The sequence below is a fragment of the Mesorhizobium sp. M8A.F.Ca.ET.181.01.1.1 genome, from assembly GCF_004792025.1.
Lineage (GTDB): Bacteria > Pseudomonadota > Alphaproteobacteria > Rhizobiales > Rhizobiaceae > Mesorhizobium.
In genome coordinates this window covers 395,576-411,158 of sequence record NZ_SRTV01000004.1, presented here as the reverse complement: position 1 = coordinate 411,158, position 15,583 = coordinate 395,576, and the positions used below count along the sequence as shown (strand labels likewise).

At 63.8% G+C, this 15,583-nt stretch carries 13 protein-coding genes; 12 read left to right on the top strand and 1 reads right to left on the bottom strand.

The genetic code is table 11. The features are described from left to right. Window positions 1-5 precede the first annotated feature (5 nt). The 7 genes from EN824_RS17740 to EN824_RS17710 all read left to right on the top strand — a co-directional run bounded on the left by EN824_RS17740 (window position 6) and on the right by EN824_RS17710 (window position 8,867). Window positions 6-698, top strand: coding sequence for a GntR family transcriptional regulator (locus tag EN824_RS17740; RefSeq protein WP_127873051.1), 693 nt, complete (start codon window positions 6-8; stop codon window positions 696-698). A 33-nt stretch (window positions 699-731) separates the two neighbouring features. After that, the gene (locus EN824_RS17735; RefSeq protein ID WP_127873050.1) at window positions 732-1,838 is read left to right on the top strand and encodes a mandelate racemase/muconate lactonizing enzyme family protein; all 1,107 of its coding nucleotides are present in this window, start codon (window positions 732-734) and stop codon (window positions 1,836-1,838) included. Then, the gene (locus EN824_RS17730) at window positions 1,835-3,019 is read left to right on the top strand and encodes a mandelate racemase/muconate lactonizing enzyme family protein (RefSeq protein ID WP_127873049.1); all 1,185 of its coding nucleotides are present in this window, start codon (window positions 1,835-1,837) and stop codon (window positions 3,017-3,019) included. Before EN824_RS17735 ends, EN824_RS17730 begins: the two co-directional genes overlap by 4 nt. Before the next feature lie 255 nt (window positions 3,020-3,274). Beyond that, the gene (locus tag EN824_RS17725; RefSeq protein WP_135932576.1) at window positions 3,275-4,939 is read left to right on the top strand and encodes an ABC transporter substrate-binding protein; all 1,665 of its coding nucleotides are present in this window, start codon (window positions 3,275-3,277) and stop codon (window positions 4,937-4,939) included. Between the two features lie 70 nt (window positions 4,940-5,009). Next, on the top strand, window positions 5,010-5,963 hold the full coding sequence (locus EN824_RS17720) for an ABC transporter permease (protein ID WP_127279106.1): 954 nt from the start codon (window positions 5,010-5,012) through the stop codon (window positions 5,961-5,963). Continuing rightward, the gene (locus EN824_RS17715; RefSeq protein ID WP_135932575.1) at window positions 5,960-6,832 is read left to right on the top strand and encodes an ABC transporter permease; all 873 of its coding nucleotides are present in this window, start codon (window positions 5,960-5,962) and stop codon (window positions 6,830-6,832) included. The genes EN824_RS17720 and EN824_RS17715 overlap by 4 nt, the downstream gene beginning before the upstream one ends. Further along, window positions 6,825-8,867, top strand: coding sequence for an ABC transporter ATP-binding protein (locus tag EN824_RS17710; RefSeq protein WP_135932574.1), 2,043 nt, complete (start codon window positions 6,825-6,827; stop codon window positions 8,865-8,867). Before EN824_RS17715 ends, EN824_RS17710 begins: the two co-directional genes overlap by 8 nt. A gap of 32 nt (window positions 8,868-8,899) precedes the next feature. Here the strand turns inward: EN824_RS17710 and EN824_RS17705 are convergent, their stop codons facing one another. Continuing rightward, on the bottom strand, window positions 8,900-9,802 hold the full coding sequence (locus EN824_RS17705; protein WP_135881573.1) for a LysR family transcriptional regulator: 903 nt from the start codon (window positions 9,800-9,802) through the stop codon (window positions 8,900-8,902). Between the two features lie 116 nt (window positions 9,803-9,918). Here EN824_RS17705 and EN824_RS17700 point away from each other — a divergent pair, with 116 nt between their 5' ends. From EN824_RS17700 to EN824_RS17680, 5 genes are all read left to right on the top strand, one after another. Continuing rightward, window positions 9,919-11,574: an ABC transporter substrate-binding protein gene (locus tag EN824_RS17700; RefSeq protein WP_135932573.1), complete on the top strand. Its 1,656-nt coding sequence runs from the start codon at window positions 9,919-9,921 to the stop codon at window positions 11,572-11,574. 277 nt (window positions 11,575-11,851) lie between these two features. Continuing rightward, window positions 11,852-12,649 (top strand): DUF427 domain-containing protein, encoded by a 798-nt coding sequence (locus EN824_RS17695; protein WP_245464367.1) that lies wholly within the window; start codon window positions 11,852-11,854, stop codon window positions 12,647-12,649. A gap of 100 nt (window positions 12,650-12,749) precedes the next feature. Further along, complete coding sequence (locus EN824_RS17690; RefSeq protein WP_127278415.1) at window positions 12,750-13,331, top strand: hypothetical protein; 582 nt, start codon at window positions 12,750-12,752, stop codon at window positions 13,329-13,331. Between the two features lie 57 nt (window positions 13,332-13,388). Further along, entirely contained in the window at window positions 13,389-14,153 is a 765-nt protein-coding gene (locus EN824_RS17685; RefSeq protein WP_127278416.1) for an SDR family oxidoreductase, read from the top strand. 415 nt (window positions 14,154-14,568) lie between these two features. Beyond that, complete coding sequence (locus tag EN824_RS17680; RefSeq protein WP_127278417.1) at window positions 14,569-15,543, top strand: ABC transporter substrate-binding protein; 975 nt, start codon at window positions 14,569-14,571, stop codon at window positions 15,541-15,543. Window positions 15,544-15,583 lie beyond the last annotated feature (40 nt).

The following is a 15,583-nucleotide window of genomic DNA, read 5'->3' as shown; positions in this document are numbered from 1 at the left end:
GCCGGATGGTGAAGACGGAGTTCAGCCCGATTGCCGACACGACGCGCCGTGCCGAAATCGTGGCACTGCTGCGGCGCGCGATCCTGACCGGTCAGCTCGAACCCGGCCAGAAGCTCAACGAGCTCCGGATTTCCGAACAGATGCGGGTCAGCCGCGCGCCGCTGCGCGAGGCGATGCGCGAGCTGGTGCAGGAAGGCATCCTGACCAGCATCCCCTATGCCGGCACCTTCGTCATCAATGTCACCGCCAAGGACATCGACGATGCCTATTCACTCAACAAGGTGCTGGACGAGTTCGCCATCGAGCGGATGTGGAAGCAGCGCGACCAGCGTTTCCTGGACGAGCTTGACCGGCGCCACGAGGCGGTGAAACAGGCGACGCGCGACCGCGACACCACAAGGCAGATCGAAACCGCCCTGCAATTGCATGGCCTGATCCATGAATGGGCCGACAATTCGGTGCTCCTGGAAACCTGGCAAAGGCTGACCAGCCGTTTGCAGATGTACTTCGCCCTGCACCAGCAGGCGCGCAAGGAAGCCGTGCCGGCCGAAAATGTCCATGAGACCTATGTGGCGCTGCTCAAGGGCGACGACATGCGTGCCGCCCAGCGCCATGCCCGCGAGCATATCGACCTCGATTTCGAAGAGCTTCTTGCCTATGCGCGCGGCCTTGAACGGCGCCCGTCGAAAGGCGCCTGATCCCTCCCATCATCGCGGACAATGGATACCCACGTGCAGATCGAAACCATCAAAGCCTATCACGTCGTGCAGCCCTTCGTGGACGGCCCCTACCGCATGTCCAAGGGGCGCGTGGCCGACTGCTTCGACGCCGTGATCGTGTCCATCACCTCCGACAGCGGGTTGACCGGCTGGGGCGAGATGGCGCCGCTCGGCAATTTCTACTCGGCCGCCTTCCCGGCCGGCACGAGAGCCGGCGTGCCGGAGATCGCACCGCACCTCATCGGCCAGGACCCGTGCGGGCTGGCCAGCATCGGCCGGCTGATGGACACCGTGTTCAAGGGCCATCCCTACATCAAATCGGCGTTCGACATGGCCTGCTGGGATCTGGCGGCGCGCGCGGCCGGCGTGCCGCTGGTGACGCTGCTCGGCGGCAAGGAAAGCGACACGGCGGAACTCTACAAGGTCGTCACCCATGGCACGGTCGATCAAATGGCCGCACTTGCCAGGCGCATCGTCAAGGACGGTTTCCACCGGCTGCAGGTCAAGGTCGGCGGCAATGTCCATGACGACATCGAGCGCGTCACGGCGGTCGCCGCCTCGGTACCGAAAGGCACGGTCATCTTCTGCGACGCCAATGCCGGCTGGACACCCTACCAGGCGCGGCAGTTCGCCGATGCCACGCGGGCGATCGACTACACGTTCGAGCAGCCGTGCACGACGATCGACGAGAACATGTCGGTGCGCCGCATGCTCGACAAGCCGATGGTGCTCGACGAATCCGTCACCTCGCTCGAGGCGATGCTGGAAATCCATCGCCTCGGCGCGGCCGACGGCCTGACGCTGAAGATTTCGCGGCTCGGCGGCGTCACCAAGACCCGGCTGATCCGTGACGTCGCCGTCGATCTCGGCTTCATGATCACGGTCGAGGACACCGGCGGCGCCGAGGTCGACACATCCGCCATGGCGCATCTGTCGCTGTCGACGCCGGAGGAGCGGCGGCTGCATGCGATCGCCTTCCATGAATGGGTGACGGTGCGCACCGCGTCGAACGCGCCGCCGGTCACCGGCAGCCGCATGGGCATTCCCGACGGGCCGGGCCTCGGCATCGACGTCGTTCCCGACCTGCTCGGCAAGCCGTTCTTCGAGGTCGGCCGGTGAAGATCCGCAGCATCAAGGCGACGCCGATCAATCTTCGCCTCGAAGCGCCCTATGCCTGGGTGTTCGGCGAACTCGACGGTTTTTCGCCGACCATCGTCGAAGTCGAGACCGAGGACGGCCTTGTCGGGCTGGGCGAAGCGCCGACGCCGGCGGCGGCCGCCATCATCAACGATGGTCTCGCCCAACGGCTGGTCGGCCGCGACGCCTTCGACATCGCCGGCGCCGAGCATGTCAGCCTGCCCTTCTGGACCGGCGTGCAGTCGATCAACGACCGCGCCCGCATCATGGCCTTCGGCGCCATCGAGTTGGCGCTTTGGGACTTACGCGGCAAGGCATGGAACCAGCCGCTCTACCAATTGCTTGGCGGCGCCGTGCGCAAGGACATCCCGTTCACCGACTACTTCTCGCTGCGCGGCAATGGGGCTGGTGTAAAGGGCGAGACGACCCCGGAAGCCGTCGCCGACTATTGCGTCGAACTGCACGAGACGCATGGAACGACGTTCTTCGAAGGCAAGTTCTCGACCGACGACCCGAAAGTCTCGCTGAGAATGGTCGAGCTGATCCGCAAGAAGCTCGGCGACGATGCGATGATCCGCATCGATTCCAACCAGGCTTATTCGCTGGCCACCGCCCGGCGGCTGGCGCGGCCGCTGGAAGATCTCGGCGTGCGCAACTGGGAGGATCCGGTGGCGACGATCGAGGAGATGCGCGAGCTTCGCCGCCATTGTTCGATCCCGTTCTCGACCCACAATATCGACATTGCGCGCGCCATGGACCTCAAGGTGCCGGATGCTTTCGTCGGCAACCCGACGGCGCATGGCGGCATCGGCCGGATGCTGCGGTTCGTCGGTGCCTGCGAGCACGCGGGCATCGATTTCTGGTGCTACAGCGGCGACAGCGGCATCGGCAGCGCGGCCTACCTGCACCTGTGCGCGGCGCTCGGCTGGATCCGGGAGCCGAACCAGTCGCTGTTTCGCATGCAACCGATTGACATCACCGAGCAAGGGCCGTTTTCGCCCGAGAACAATACGGTGCGTGTCCCGGAAGGCCCGGGTCTCGGTGTCACATTGTCGCGGAAAAATCTCGCGGCCTGCCATCGCGACTTCGCCGAGAACGGCCCGTGCAACAAATATCACGACCCGGCCAAGCCCGGGACATATCGCCGTTTGCCGCTGAACTAGGAGTACGAGACGGGAAAGGAGACGGAATAAGAGTCCGCCGCGCGCCGATGGCGACGGCAGGACCGGACGGATGGAAGCATTGCCTCAAGAAAATCTGAGCCGCACGCCGGAAGGATCGGATGGACCCAGAAAAACCGCATGCTACAGTCCCGGTCGACTGACATCGTTGATGGCCGGGACAGGAGAACTCCACGGACTTTCGTCAACTGAAAACACATTCATCAACCATAAGAAACAGGGGAAAGGGTTAAACCCATGATCAAGAACTACCGCATTCTCGACCTGATCCGGCGTAATCGCTCGCCGCTCGAAAATCACTTGATCGACGGGCTCGTCGATGGCCGTGTCAGCCGCCGCGACTTCATCCGCCATGGCAGCCTGCTCGGCCTGTCGCTGCCGCTGCTTGGAGGCATCACCACGGCCGCCGGCTTTGGCGGCATGCCGTCGCTGGCCCGCGCCCAGGGCGCACCCGGCGCCACCATCCGTGTCGCCAGCAGCGTGCCGGCAGCCGCCATCGATCCGGTCACCATTGCCGACGCCGGCGGCCTCCTGGTCATGCAGCAGGTAGCCGAATTCCTCTGCGTCGACGGCCCCGACCTCGTGCTCAAGCCGGCACTGGCCGAAAGCTGGAAGCCGAACGACAACGGCTCGGTGTGGACCTTCAAACTGCGCAAGGGCGTGAAGTTCCACAGCGGCGGCGAGATGAAGGCGGAGGACGTGGTGGCGAGCATCGACCGCCTCGCCGATCCGGCAAACTCGTCCAACGCGCTGTCGGTGTTCACCGGCATCCTGTCGAAGGGCGCCAGCAAGAAGGTCGACGACTACACGGTGGAATTCCACCTCGACGCGCCGAACGGCAACTTTCCCTACATGCTGTCGTCGGACAATTACAACGCCGTCATCGTCCCGGCGAGCTACAAGGGCGACTACGAAAAGAGCTTCGACGGCACCGGGCCGTTCAAGATCGAGAAATACACGCCGAAGGTCGGCGCCTCCTTCGTCCGCAACGAGGACTATTGGGGCGAGAAGGCGCTGCCGGAACGCACCGAATTCACCTTCTTCACCGATGTACAGCCGATGATCCTGGCGCTGCAGGGCGGCCAGGTCGACATCATCAACCAGATGCCGGTGCTGGCCGGCGTGGCCCTGCTCAATGATCCAAGCGTCGACATCATCAGCCTGAAGTCTTCAGCGCATCAGCAACTGCATCTGCGCTGCGACGACGGCCCGCTGAAGGACGCACGCGTGCGCCGCGCCATCGCGCTCAGCATGGATCGCGACAAATTGGTCGCAGGCCTGATGAAGGGGCGTGCCGTGGCCGGCAACGACAGCCCGTTCGCCGCGGTCTACCCCTCGACCGATACGAGCATACCGCAGCGCAAGCAGGACATCGCGCAGGCCAAGCAGCTCATGGAAGCAGCCGGTGCCGGCAAGGGCTTCAAAGTCACGCTGACCACCGAGCGCTACCTCGAAATCCCCGAATACGCCCAGCTCATCCAGAACTGGGTCAAGGAGATCGGCATCGAGCTCGAACTCAACATCCTCGACCAGGGGGCCTATTACGGCGATGCGGTGTTCGGCAAATCGAACTGGCTGGATTCGGTGATGGGCATCACCGACTATGGCCATCGCGGCGTGCCGAATGTCTATCTTGCCGCTCCCTTGAAGAGCGACGGCACCTGGAATGCAGCGCACTTCAAGAACACGGACTACGACGCGCTGGCGACCAGCTATATCGCGGCACTCGATCTCGAAGCCCAGAAGGCCGACGCCGGCAAGATCCAGAAGCTTCTGCTCGAGGAAACCCCGGTCATCTTCGGCTATTTCTACGACTACCTGACGGCAACGGCGAAGGGCGTGGCCGGCGTGCAGCCGACAGCAATGTCGCAGCTGTTCCTCGATAAGGCGTCGAAGGCGTAAGCGAAAAGGGAAAGCCAGTCCTCTAATAGCCAGCTCCTCCGGGGAGCTGGCTTTGCAAGGAGTCTTAGCCATTCTCTCCTTCTTTGCGCGGCGTGTGTCCCTGTCGCTGATCACGCTGTTCCTGCTCAGCATCATGGTGTTCCTGGGCGGCCAGGTTCTGCCAGGCAATGTCGGGCGCGCGATCCTCGGCCCGTTCGCCGACCAGCGCGCGGTGGACGCGCTCAATCACACACTCGGCGTCGATCGCCCGCTGCTTGTCCAGTACTGGAGCTGGATCTCCAACTTCGTCCAGGGCGACATGGGCACCTCCTACATCTTCCGCTCGCCTGTGGCGCCGTTCGTCATCGATGCGCTCGGCAATTCGATGAAGCTGGCGGCCGTCGCCTTCGTGCTGGTGGTGCCGATCGGCATTCTGGGCGGCGTCATTGCGGCGCTCAACCTCAACCGTCCGCTCGACCGCATCATCAGCCTCGGCGGCCTGTCGGTGACGGTGCTGCCCGAGTTCGTCACCGGCATCATCCTGATCCTGATCTTCGGCGTATGGCTGCGCTGGCTGCCGATCTCGGCCGCTTGGCCCAGGAATGCCGGCTTCTTCACCCAGCTCTATTACCTGATCCTGCCATCGCTGCCGCTGTTCCTGGTGCTGTTCGGCTATATCGCGCGCATGGCGCGATCGGGCATGATCGAGGCGCTCGATTCCGACTATACGCGGACGGCCGTGCTCAAGGGCCTGCCGTGGCGCACGGTGATCTGGCGCCATGTGCTGCGCAATGCGCTGTTGCCGACCATCACCGTCATCGCCACCCAGACCGGCTACCTCATCGGCGGGCTGGTCGTGATCGAGACGCTGTTCCGCTACCAGGGCATCGGCTCGCTGATCTTCACCGCGGCGCGCGGCAAGGATTTTCCGATGCTGGAATCCGGGATCCTCACCATCGGCATCGTCTATGCCGTGGCGACCCTGGCCGCCGACTTCCTCTATTCCGTGCTCAATCCGCGCATCCGCCTGGGGTCAGACCAATGAGCGCCGTCCAGACCACCTCACAGGACGACACGCGCAAGTGCGGCCCGCTGGCCGAAGTCTTTTTCTCCCTGCTGCGCTCGCGAACCTTCCTTGTCGGTCTCGCCATCGTGCTGTTCTGGGTTGCCTGCGCACTGTTTGGCGAACACTTCGCGCCCTACGACCCGCTCGCCGACGACATCATCAACGCGCTGGCGCCGCCTTCGCGCGAACACTGGTTCGGCACCGACCAGATTGGCCGCGATGTGTTCTCGCGCGTCATCGTCGGCTCGCGAGACATCCTGACGGTCGCGCCGCTGGCGACCTTGCTGGCGACGGTCGCCGGCACCGCGCTCGGCCTGCTCACCGGCTATTTCCGAGGCATCGTCGACGATATCGTCAGCCGCATCCTGGAAGCCTTCATGGCGATCCCCGTGGTGATCGTGGCACTGCTCGCCATCGTCGCGCTCGGCACCTCCAAGACCACCGTCATCATCGTCATCGGCCTGAGCTTCGCGCCGATCATCGCGCGCACCGTGCGCTCGGCGGTGCTGGCCGAGCGTGAACTCGACTATGTCGCGGCCGCACAGCTCAGGCATGAGAGCGCGCTGCATACGATGTTCGTCGAGATCCTGCCCAACGTCATCCCGCCGATCCTGGTCGAGACCACGGTGCGACTGGGCTATGCCATCTTCGCTGTCGCCACGCTCTCCTTCATGGGCTTCGGCATCCAGCCGCCATCACCCGACTGGGGCCTCTCGATCTCCAGCAATTACGGCATGATCGGCGGCGGCTTCTGGTGGACGGTGCTGTTCGACGCGCTCGCCATCGCCTCGCTGGTGATCGGCGTCAACCTGGCCGCCGACGGTGTGCATGGGGCCTTCAATGACTGAACCCGCCGTGGCAAAAAACGCGCTCGAACTCAGAGACCTGTCGGTTGCCTACCGGGTCGGCGGCCGCAATCGCGCGGTGCTGCGCAATCTCAGCCTCACCATCGCCCAGGGCGAGGCCTACGGGCTGGTCGGAGAATCCGGCTGCGGCAAGTCGACGGTGGCGCTCACCGTGGTGCGCTACCTCCCGCGCAACGGCTCGATATCGGGCGGCGCCATCTCGCTCGACGGCCAGGATGTCATGAAGCTCGACGCCGAGGCACTGCGGCGCGCACGGGCCGAAAGCGTCTCCATGGTCTATCAGGATCCGGGCAAGGCGCTGAACCCGTCGATCCGCATCGGCCGGCAACTGACCGAGATTTTCGAGCTTGGCGGCATAACCGGCCAGGCGGCCACCGATCGCGCCATCGCCATGCTGAACCGGGTGCGCATCTCCGATCCGCCAAGCGTCATGCAGCGCTATCCGCACCAGCTGTCGGGTGGCATGCAGCAGCGCGTGGCGATCGCCATGGCGCTGGCCAACGACCCCTCGATGCTGATCCTCGACGAGCCGACGACTGGGCTGGATGCCACAGTCGAGGCCGAGGTGCTCGACCTCATCGCGCAGCTCAGGCGGGAACTCTCAGCCTCGATCCTGTTCATCAGCCACAACCTCGCCGTCGTCTCCAACATGTGCGACCGGGTCGGCGTGCTCTATGCCGGCATGCTGGTCGAGGAAGGACCAACGGAGGTCGTCTTCAACGATCCGCGCCATCCTTACACTGTCGCGCTGCTGCGCTGCCTGCCGCGCGGCGGCCAGCGCAAGGACCAGGGCCGGCTCGACACCATCCCCGGCTTCCTGCCTGGCATCGGCGCCACCATCAAGGGCTGCGCTTTCGCCGACCGCTGCGCGCTCGCCGACGACCGCTGCCGCACCGAACTGCCGCCGCTCTATGAGTTGAGCGACGAGCGCGGAACCCGGCTGTCGCGCTGCTTCCATCACGACAAGGCGCAGGCCCTGCCCCGCGCGACGCCCGCCGATGTGGCGCCGGCACCAAAACCCGCAGCCGTCCCGGTGCTGCGGGTCGCCGGGCTGAACAAGACCTATGCCAGCCATGGCCAACCCTTGCGCGCCGTCAAGGACGTGTCGCTTGACCTCAGGCCCGGCGAGACGCTCGGGCTGGTTGGCGAATCCGGCTCGGGCAAGACCACCTTCGCCAGGCTGCTGCTCGGGCTCGTGCCGCCCGATGAGGGCGGCACCATCGAACTCGAGGGCAAGGCGCTGGCGCCTAAGTTGGAGAACCGCGGCGACGACCAGGTCAAGGCGATGCAGATCGTCTTCCAGAACCCGGATTCGGCGCTCAACCGTTCGCATTCAATCCGCCATCTCATTGGCCGGGCGCTGAAGCGGCTGGCGGGGCTCAGGGGTGCCGCCCTCGAGGCGCGCCTCAACGATCTCGTCCGCTCGGTGCGGCTTACCGATCGGCATCTGGCCGCCAAACCGCGCCAACTCTCCGGCGGGCTGAAGCAGCGCGTCGCCATTGCTCGCGCCTTCGCCGGCGATCCGCGCATCGTCGTCTGCGACGAGCCGACCTCGGCACTCGATGTCTCCGTCCAGGCGGCGATCCTCAATCTGCTGGCCGATTTGCAGTCGAAGGAAGACGTCAGCTACATCTTCATCTCGCACGACCTCGGCGTGGTGCGGTACCTCTCCGACAAGATCGCCGTGCTCTATCTCGGCCGCATCATGGAACTCGGGCCATCGGAGGACGTTTTCTCCGGGCCGCACCATCCCTATACCGAGGCGCTGCTCTCGGCGGTGCCCAAGCTCGACCAGACCGAGACGGCGCGCATTCGGCTCGACGGCGAAATCCCCAGCGCCACCAACCCGCCCTCGGGCTGCGTCTTCCACACGCGCTGTCCGCGCAAGATCGGCCCCATCTGCGAACAGCAGGAGCCGCCATTGGCCGAGGCGCAGCCGGGACACTCGATCCGCTGCCACATCCCCTATGCGGAACTGAGGCGGCTGCAGAAGACAACGGTGGCCGAACCGGCATAGCGAGACATCGTATCGGGCATTTGCCTGGCCGGTTACACCTGGCCGGCGATGCCCAGGGAACGGTCGCTTTCCGAAAACCCCTGACCTTCCGTCCAATCCCTGGCCAGCGTGCGCAGCCCGGTCAACGCGACGTCGAGCGTGTCCGACGAAACCGGGTTCGAGGGATAGGCGAGATAGATCGGCCGTTGAAATACCGGCGTGTTGTCGATGCGGCGCATTTCGCCGCGCTCGATATGGCCGCTGACGGCGCTGAGCGGCAGATAGGCGGCGGCGTGCTGCGACAGGACATGCTGGAGCCCGATGAAGACCAGCCCCGCCGAGATAGCCGGTTTGACCATGCCGGCGAACGCCCGGTCATGCTCGATGCGGAATTCGAGCCCCCAGTCCATCAGTATGTAGTTTTCGGTCCACGGCTGCGTCTGGGCGGCATGCTGGACGAGCACCACCTGGTCGACGGCGAGCGTCTCGTAGACGATGCCGGGATGCGGTCGCGGCAGATAGAGGATGCAGATGTCGAGCAGGCCTTCGGCCAACTGGTCGATTGCCTGGTCGGGAAAGCTTCCTTCCAGCCGTAGCGCCACGTTCGGCCTTCTGGCGCGCATCCACTCGACCCATGGCGAGGTGATGCGCTCCCACAGATAGGCTGGCGCGGTGAAGCGCAACAGCGTCTCGTAGCCATCGGGAACGGCGATATCCTGCCTGGATTGCTCCCAGGTGCGAGTGATGGAGGAGGCATGCGGCAGGAACTGCCGGCCGGCTGGCGTCAACGTGACGCCGTCGCGGTCACGGACAAAGAGCCGGCGCCCCAACTGCTCCTCAAGCCCCCTTATCCGCGCACTGACGGTGGATTGCGCGAGATTGAGCCGGTTGGCGGCGACAGTGAAGCTGCCATGTTCGGCGACTTCGAGGAAGCTGCGCAGGTTTTCGGTATCCATGCCATCACTCCTCCATCGAAAATTTCGATGGACCCTATCAAAAAATATCGCTTTCCGGTCGCGGTCAACAATGCCCTAAATGGCCGATCTCCCAAGGGCAAGCGAGGAATGCAGCCATGCCAAGGCATTTCATGACGATTGACGCCGCCCGCAAAAACCTGACCGCAATCGAAAATTCCGCTGTCGACGAATTGCTGGCCGGCAGGCTCGACCGGCGCGATTTTCTGCGCCACGGCAGCGTGCTTGGCCTGTCGCTGCCGTTGCTTGGTGGCATTCTGGGAGCGGCGGGTTTCGGGACGCAAAAGGCCCGCGCCGAGGGCAAGCAGGGCGGTACGGTGCGCGCCGGTGTGGCGACGCCGGGCGGCGCCATCGACCCCGTCACCTTCTATGACAGCGGCAGCTACCAGCTGGTTTTCCAGACCGCCGAATTCCTCTGCATCACCCAGCCGGATCTGACCCTGAAACCGGTGCTGGCGGAAAGCTGGTCGCCCAACGAAGACGGCAGCGTGTGGACCTTCAAGCTGCGCAAGGGCGTGAAATTCCACAATGGCGAGGACTTCAAGGCCGAGGACGTGGTGGCGACATTCGATCGGCTGGCCGATCCCAATGGCGCTTCCAACGCGCTGTCGGTGTTCAAGGGCCTGCTTTCGAAAGGCGGCACCCAGAAGGTCGACGACCACACCGTCGCCTTCCATCTCGACGCGCCGAACGGCAGTTTTCCCTACTCGGTATCGATCGACAATTACAACGCTGTCATCCTGCCGGCGAGCTACAAGGGCGACTACGAAAAGACCTTCGAGGGCACCGGGCCGTTCCGGATGGAGACCTACACGCCCAAGGTCGGTGCGACCTTCGTGCGCAACCCCGACTATTGGGGCGAGAAGGCGCTGCCCGACCGTCTCGAATTCAAGTTCTACGGCGACGTGCAGCCGCGCATCCTGGCGCTGCAGGCCGGCGAGGTCGACATTCTCGACGCGGTTCCGCTCGATGTCAGCCAGGTGGTGCTGAACAGCCCCGACATCACGGTGCTGCGCGTCGCCTCGACGGCGCACCGCCAGCTTCACATGCGCTGCGACATGGCGCCTTTCACCGACAAGCGCGTGCGCCAGGCGCTTGCGCTCAGCATCGATCGGTCCAAGCTGGTCGACGGCTTGTGCCGCGGCATGGCGGCCACCGGCAATGACAGCCCGTTCGCGCCGGCCTTCCCCGCCACCGACAAGTCGGTGCCGCAGCGCACCCAGGATATCGCCAAGGCCAAGCAGCTCATGGATGCGGCGGGCCTCGCCAGCGGCTTCGACATCACGCTGACGACGCTGCGCTATTCCGACATTCCGGGCTATGCGCAACTGTTCCAGAATTTCGCCAAGGAGATCGGCGCCCGCATTTCGCTCAACATCGAGGATCAGGACAAATATTACGGCAAGGCGGTGTTTGGCCAGTCGGACTGGCTGGACAGCCAGCTCGGCATCACCGACTACGCTCACCGCAGCGTGCCGAATGTCTTTTTGAAGAGCCCGCTGGTCAGCGACGGCCCGTGGAACGCCGCGCATTTCAAGAGCCCTGCCTATGACGGCATGGTCGCCAGCTACCTCAAGGCGCTCGACATCGGCGCGCAGCGCGCGGCTGCATCCGACATCCAGAAACTGCTGCTCGACGAGACGCCTGTGATCTTCAGCTATTTCCCGGACCTTCTGGTGCCGGTGCGCAAGAATGTCAGCGGCCTGCCGCCGATCGCCGCCGGGTTGCTGCTCGATCGTGTGTCGCTGGGGTAGAGGCTGCCGAGATCATGCTCGAACAGGCAGAGGCCAGATCGGACCGCTCCGGGTTTCGGGCGGTGGGGCTATCCGGCAGCAGGGCCGCGACGAACGATGGGGGGCCATCGTTCCAGCGATTCGACACCGGCAACGCCCGCCGCCCGGAAGCCCTCGCCGGCCATCGGCTCAGCCTCATATCGCCCTAGCCATGCGCCCTCGTCCGGCCACGACAGACAAGAAACGGGAGACTACCATTCGCAAGCCTCATCTGCGCGGTCGCGGACCGCATTTCCCCGTGCTCGACACTATCGTGCAGTACGATTTCGAGCCCGGCTATGTCGCCTTCACCATGCCCTCGCTGAAGCGGTTGCGGGTCCAGGTCGGTTCGATGACCGTTGCCGACACCACCAGGGCACTGGTTCTGTACGAATCCGACCATCTGCCGGTCTACTATTTTCCGATCGAGGACGTGCGCGAGGAATTCCTGCTGCCCTCGAAGACGACGACGGAAGACCCATATAAGGGCGTCGCCACGCACTACTCGCTCAATACAGGCATCACCCTGGTCGAGGATGGCGCATGGCGCTATCTCGATCCCGTCAAGGGTTGCCCGCCGATCTCAGGCTACATGTCGTTCGTGTGGAGCAAGATGGGCCACTGGTTCGAGGAGGACGAGGAGATCTTCGTCCATGCCCGCGATCCGTTCCGCCGCGTCGACTGCCTGCCCTCCTCGCGGCGCGTACAGGTTATCCTCGATGGCGAGCAGGTCGCAGATTCACGGCGCGGCGTGTTCCTGTTCGAGACCGGGCATCCAGTGCGCCATTATCTGCCCATTTCGGACACACGGCTCGATATGTTTGCGCCCAGCCGCTACATCTCACGCTGCCCCTATAAGGGCATCTCCAACTACTATCACGTGACGACAGCCAAGAAGCGCCACGAGAACCTGGTCTGGTACTATCCAGAGCCGGTGCATGAAGCAGAACGCATCAAGGGACTGGTCTGTTTCCACCACGAACTGGTCGACAAGATCCTGGTCGACGGCGTCGAAATCCCTAAGGAGGCCACGGCCGCGTCCGACGGATATTTCTGAGCCTTCACGCTCGACTGGTCAGGACCTGGTTCAGCCTTGCGTTTCGCATTTGCGTCCGTCGGCAGCGGTGCTATTTTTGTGCCGCGGCGGACACCTGCTTATGAGGAAAGCACTCCATCATGCGATTTGGCCCTGGCTTGTCGCCCTGGCGGCGACGCCGATGCCGGTGCTTGCCAAGAACGCTCCCGCCTTCGAGTTGAAGCTCGACATCGATCGGGACGGCAAGAGCGACCGGGCGGTCGTCCAGCAAGAGGCCGGCGGCCCCGCCGATCTCTACATCTATCTGGACTCGGAAAAGCCCGGTCCCTCACGCCAAGCGGATTTCGTCAGGAAAGGGCTGACGGAAGACCGGGTCATCGATCTCGAAAGCAAGGACAAGGGATCGCTGTCGGTTACGTCCTGCTTCGGCTGCGGCGCCAGCAAATCGACGGAAGAGACGCTGACGATCGTGCATCGCCAGGGCAAGTTCCTGGTCGGCGGCTATAGCCGCAATTGGGACTGGAACCAGCAGACGTCGAGCGGCGTCGAGACGACGCTTGGCGAATGCGACATCAACTATCTCACCGGCAAGGGTACCGTCTCCAAGGATTTGGAGGCGGGCAAACCCATCAAGGGCAAGTTCAAACCGGTACCGCTGAAGGACTGGTCCTCTGAAATGCGCCCGAGGGCCTGTGATTTCTGAAGAGGTTGATCGAGAGACGGCATAGCGAATACCCTCACCGCACAGGGAGGGCTAGCAATGGATCTTTTCAAACTGAATGGTGACGTCGCACTGGTCACCGGTGCCGGCAGCGGCATCGGCCAGGCAATCGCGATCGGGCTGGCCGAAGCAGGCGCCGATGTCGCCTGTTTCGGCCATACGTCGAAGGGCGGGCTGGACGAAACCGCCCACCGGATCACGGCACTCGGGCGCAAGGCGCTGGTGCTGGCCGGCACGGTGACGTCGGAGGGTGACCTCGCCACGGCCATCGATCGCATCGAAGCCGAACTCGGTGCGTTGACGGTCGCCGTCAACAATGCCGGCATTGCCGGCTCGGAACCAGCCGAGGCGCTGTCGCTGGACAAATGGCGGAGGGTGCACGAAGTCAATGTCGCCGGCGTGTTCCTGTCCTGCCAGGCCGAAGCGCGCAAGATGCTGGCGCGCGGCAAGGGCTCGATCATCAACATCGCCTCGATGTCGGGCACCATCGTCAATCGCGGGCTGACGCAGGCGCACTACAACTCGTCGAAGGCCGCCGTCATCCATATGTCGAAGAGCCTCGCCATGGAGTGGGCCGATCGCGGGCTGCGCGTCAACGTCGTCAGCCCGGGCTACACGCTGACGCCGATGAACAAGCGGCCGGAGGTTGCGGAAGAGGTGAAGATCTTCAAACGCGACACGCCGATGGGACGAATGGCGGCGCCCGAGGAAATGGTCGGGCCGACGGTGTTCCTGGCCAGCCGGGCGTCGAGCTTCGTTACCGGCCTCGACCTGATCGTCGATGGTGGCTACGTCTGCTGGTAGGCGGCACATCCGGCCGCGATTGCGGCACTTCGCCTGCAGTATGAAATTCGCAGCCGGCCCGGCGTTAGTCGTTGCGCGGCATGAACGTTGGTATATATAATTTCATCCTATGAAACGCGCTGGCGAGACGGGGCTTGCCGGCCAACAGCCGAGATCATGACCTTGATGGCTCGCACCTTGCAGGGCGCCGCAGGACTGGCAAGTGATCCGCGGATTGCTATCGCGGCGATCGATCGGCCATGAGACTGGGCCGCCCCGGCAGCATCCGTCATCATCGAAATCGAGCATCGCCGCGCCGGCCTTGCGCCGCTGGCGACAACAGCCTTGCGCAACAGCCAGCCTTTCCAACACAATCAAGAAAAGACGCAAGAAGGGAACGACCAATAAACGTCACAGCTTGAAGGAGAACCAAGCAATGCCAGTTCGCAGTGTGATTTCGAAATTCTCAATGGGAGCTTTTGCACTTGCCGCGGCAAGTGTCATGACGCCGACAGCGCAGGCAGCGGCACCGGAGTCCAACGACCCGATCAAGATTGCCTTGTTCGACTGGACCAGCGTCAACCTCAACGCCAAGATCCTCGGCGGCATCCTGGAAAAGCTCGGCTATACCGTCGAATATCCGACCGCCGACTATCTTTCCAGCCTGACCACCGGCCTCACCAATGGCGACATCGATGTCGGCCTGGAGTTCTGGGACACCACCGCCGGCGAGGCCATGAAGGCCTCCGACGCCACTGGCCAGACCGAACGGCTCGGCAAGCTCGGCCCAAAAGCCAAGGAAGAGTGGTGGTTTCCCGAATACATGAAGGAAAAGTGCCCGACCTTGCCGGACTGGCACGCGCTGCTCGACGCCACCTGCGCGGCATCGTTCTCGACCGCCGAGACGGCACCGAAAGGGCGCTATCTCGGTGGCCCTGTGACCTGGGAAGGTTTTGACGACGAACGTGTCGCGGCGCTGAAACTGCCCTTCACCGTCATCCATGCCGGCACCGATGCGGCGATGTTCGCCGAACTCGATTCCGCCTATCAGCGCAAGGCGCCGATCATGCTGTGGATCTACTCACCGCATTGGGCGCCTGCAAAATACAAGGGCGAATGGGTGCAATTCCCCGAATACACACCCGAGTGCTACAACGACCCGAAATGGGGCGTGAACCCGGACGCCAAATACGACTGCGGCAAGCCGCATGGCGAGATCTGGAAATATTCCTGGAACGGCATGAAGGACAAATGGCCGGTCGCCTACAAGGTGGCCAAAGCCTACACGATCGACACCGACGAGTTGAACAAGATGAGCGGCGAGATCGATCTCGACGGCAAGACGCCGGAGGATGTCGCCGCTGCCTGGATCGCCGCCCACGAAGCCGACTGGAAAGCCTGGGCGCAGTGATCGCTCCGACTGGAAAGGGAGACCCGGCTGGTACCAGCCG

Coding starts and splice junctions, on each gene's coding strand:
- EN824_RS17740 (WP_127873051.1), top strand. CDS start 6: ATGGTGAAGACGGAGTTCAGCCCGATTGCCGACACGACGCGCCGTGCC.
- EN824_RS17725 (WP_135932576.1), top strand. CDS start 3,275: ATGATCAAGAACTACCGCATTCTCGACCTGATCCGGCGTAATCGCTCG.
- EN824_RS17715 (WP_135932575.1), top strand. CDS start 5,960: ATGAGCGCCGTCCAGACCACCTCACAGGACGACACGCGCAAGTGCGGC.
- EN824_RS17710 (WP_135932574.1), top strand. CDS start 6,825: ATGACTGAACCCGCCGTGGCAAAAAACGCGCTCGAACTCAGAGACCTG.
- EN824_RS17705 (WP_135881573.1), bottom strand. CDS start 9,802: ATGGATACCGAAAACCTGCGCAGCTTCCTCGAAGTCGCCGAACATGGC.
- EN824_RS17700 (WP_135932573.1), top strand. CDS start 9,919: ATGCCAAGGCATTTCATGACGATTGACGCCGCCCGCAAAAACCTGACC.
- EN824_RS17690 (WP_127278415.1), top strand. CDS start 12,750: ATGAGGAAAGCACTCCATCATGCGATTTGGCCCTGGCTTGTCGCCCTG.
- EN824_RS17685 (WP_127278416.1), top strand. CDS start 13,389: ATGGATCTTTTCAAACTGAATGGTGACGTCGCACTGGTCACCGGTGCC.
- EN824_RS17680 (WP_127278417.1), top strand. CDS start 14,569: ATGCCAGTTCGCAGTGTGATTTCGAAATTCTCAATGGGAGCTTTTGCA.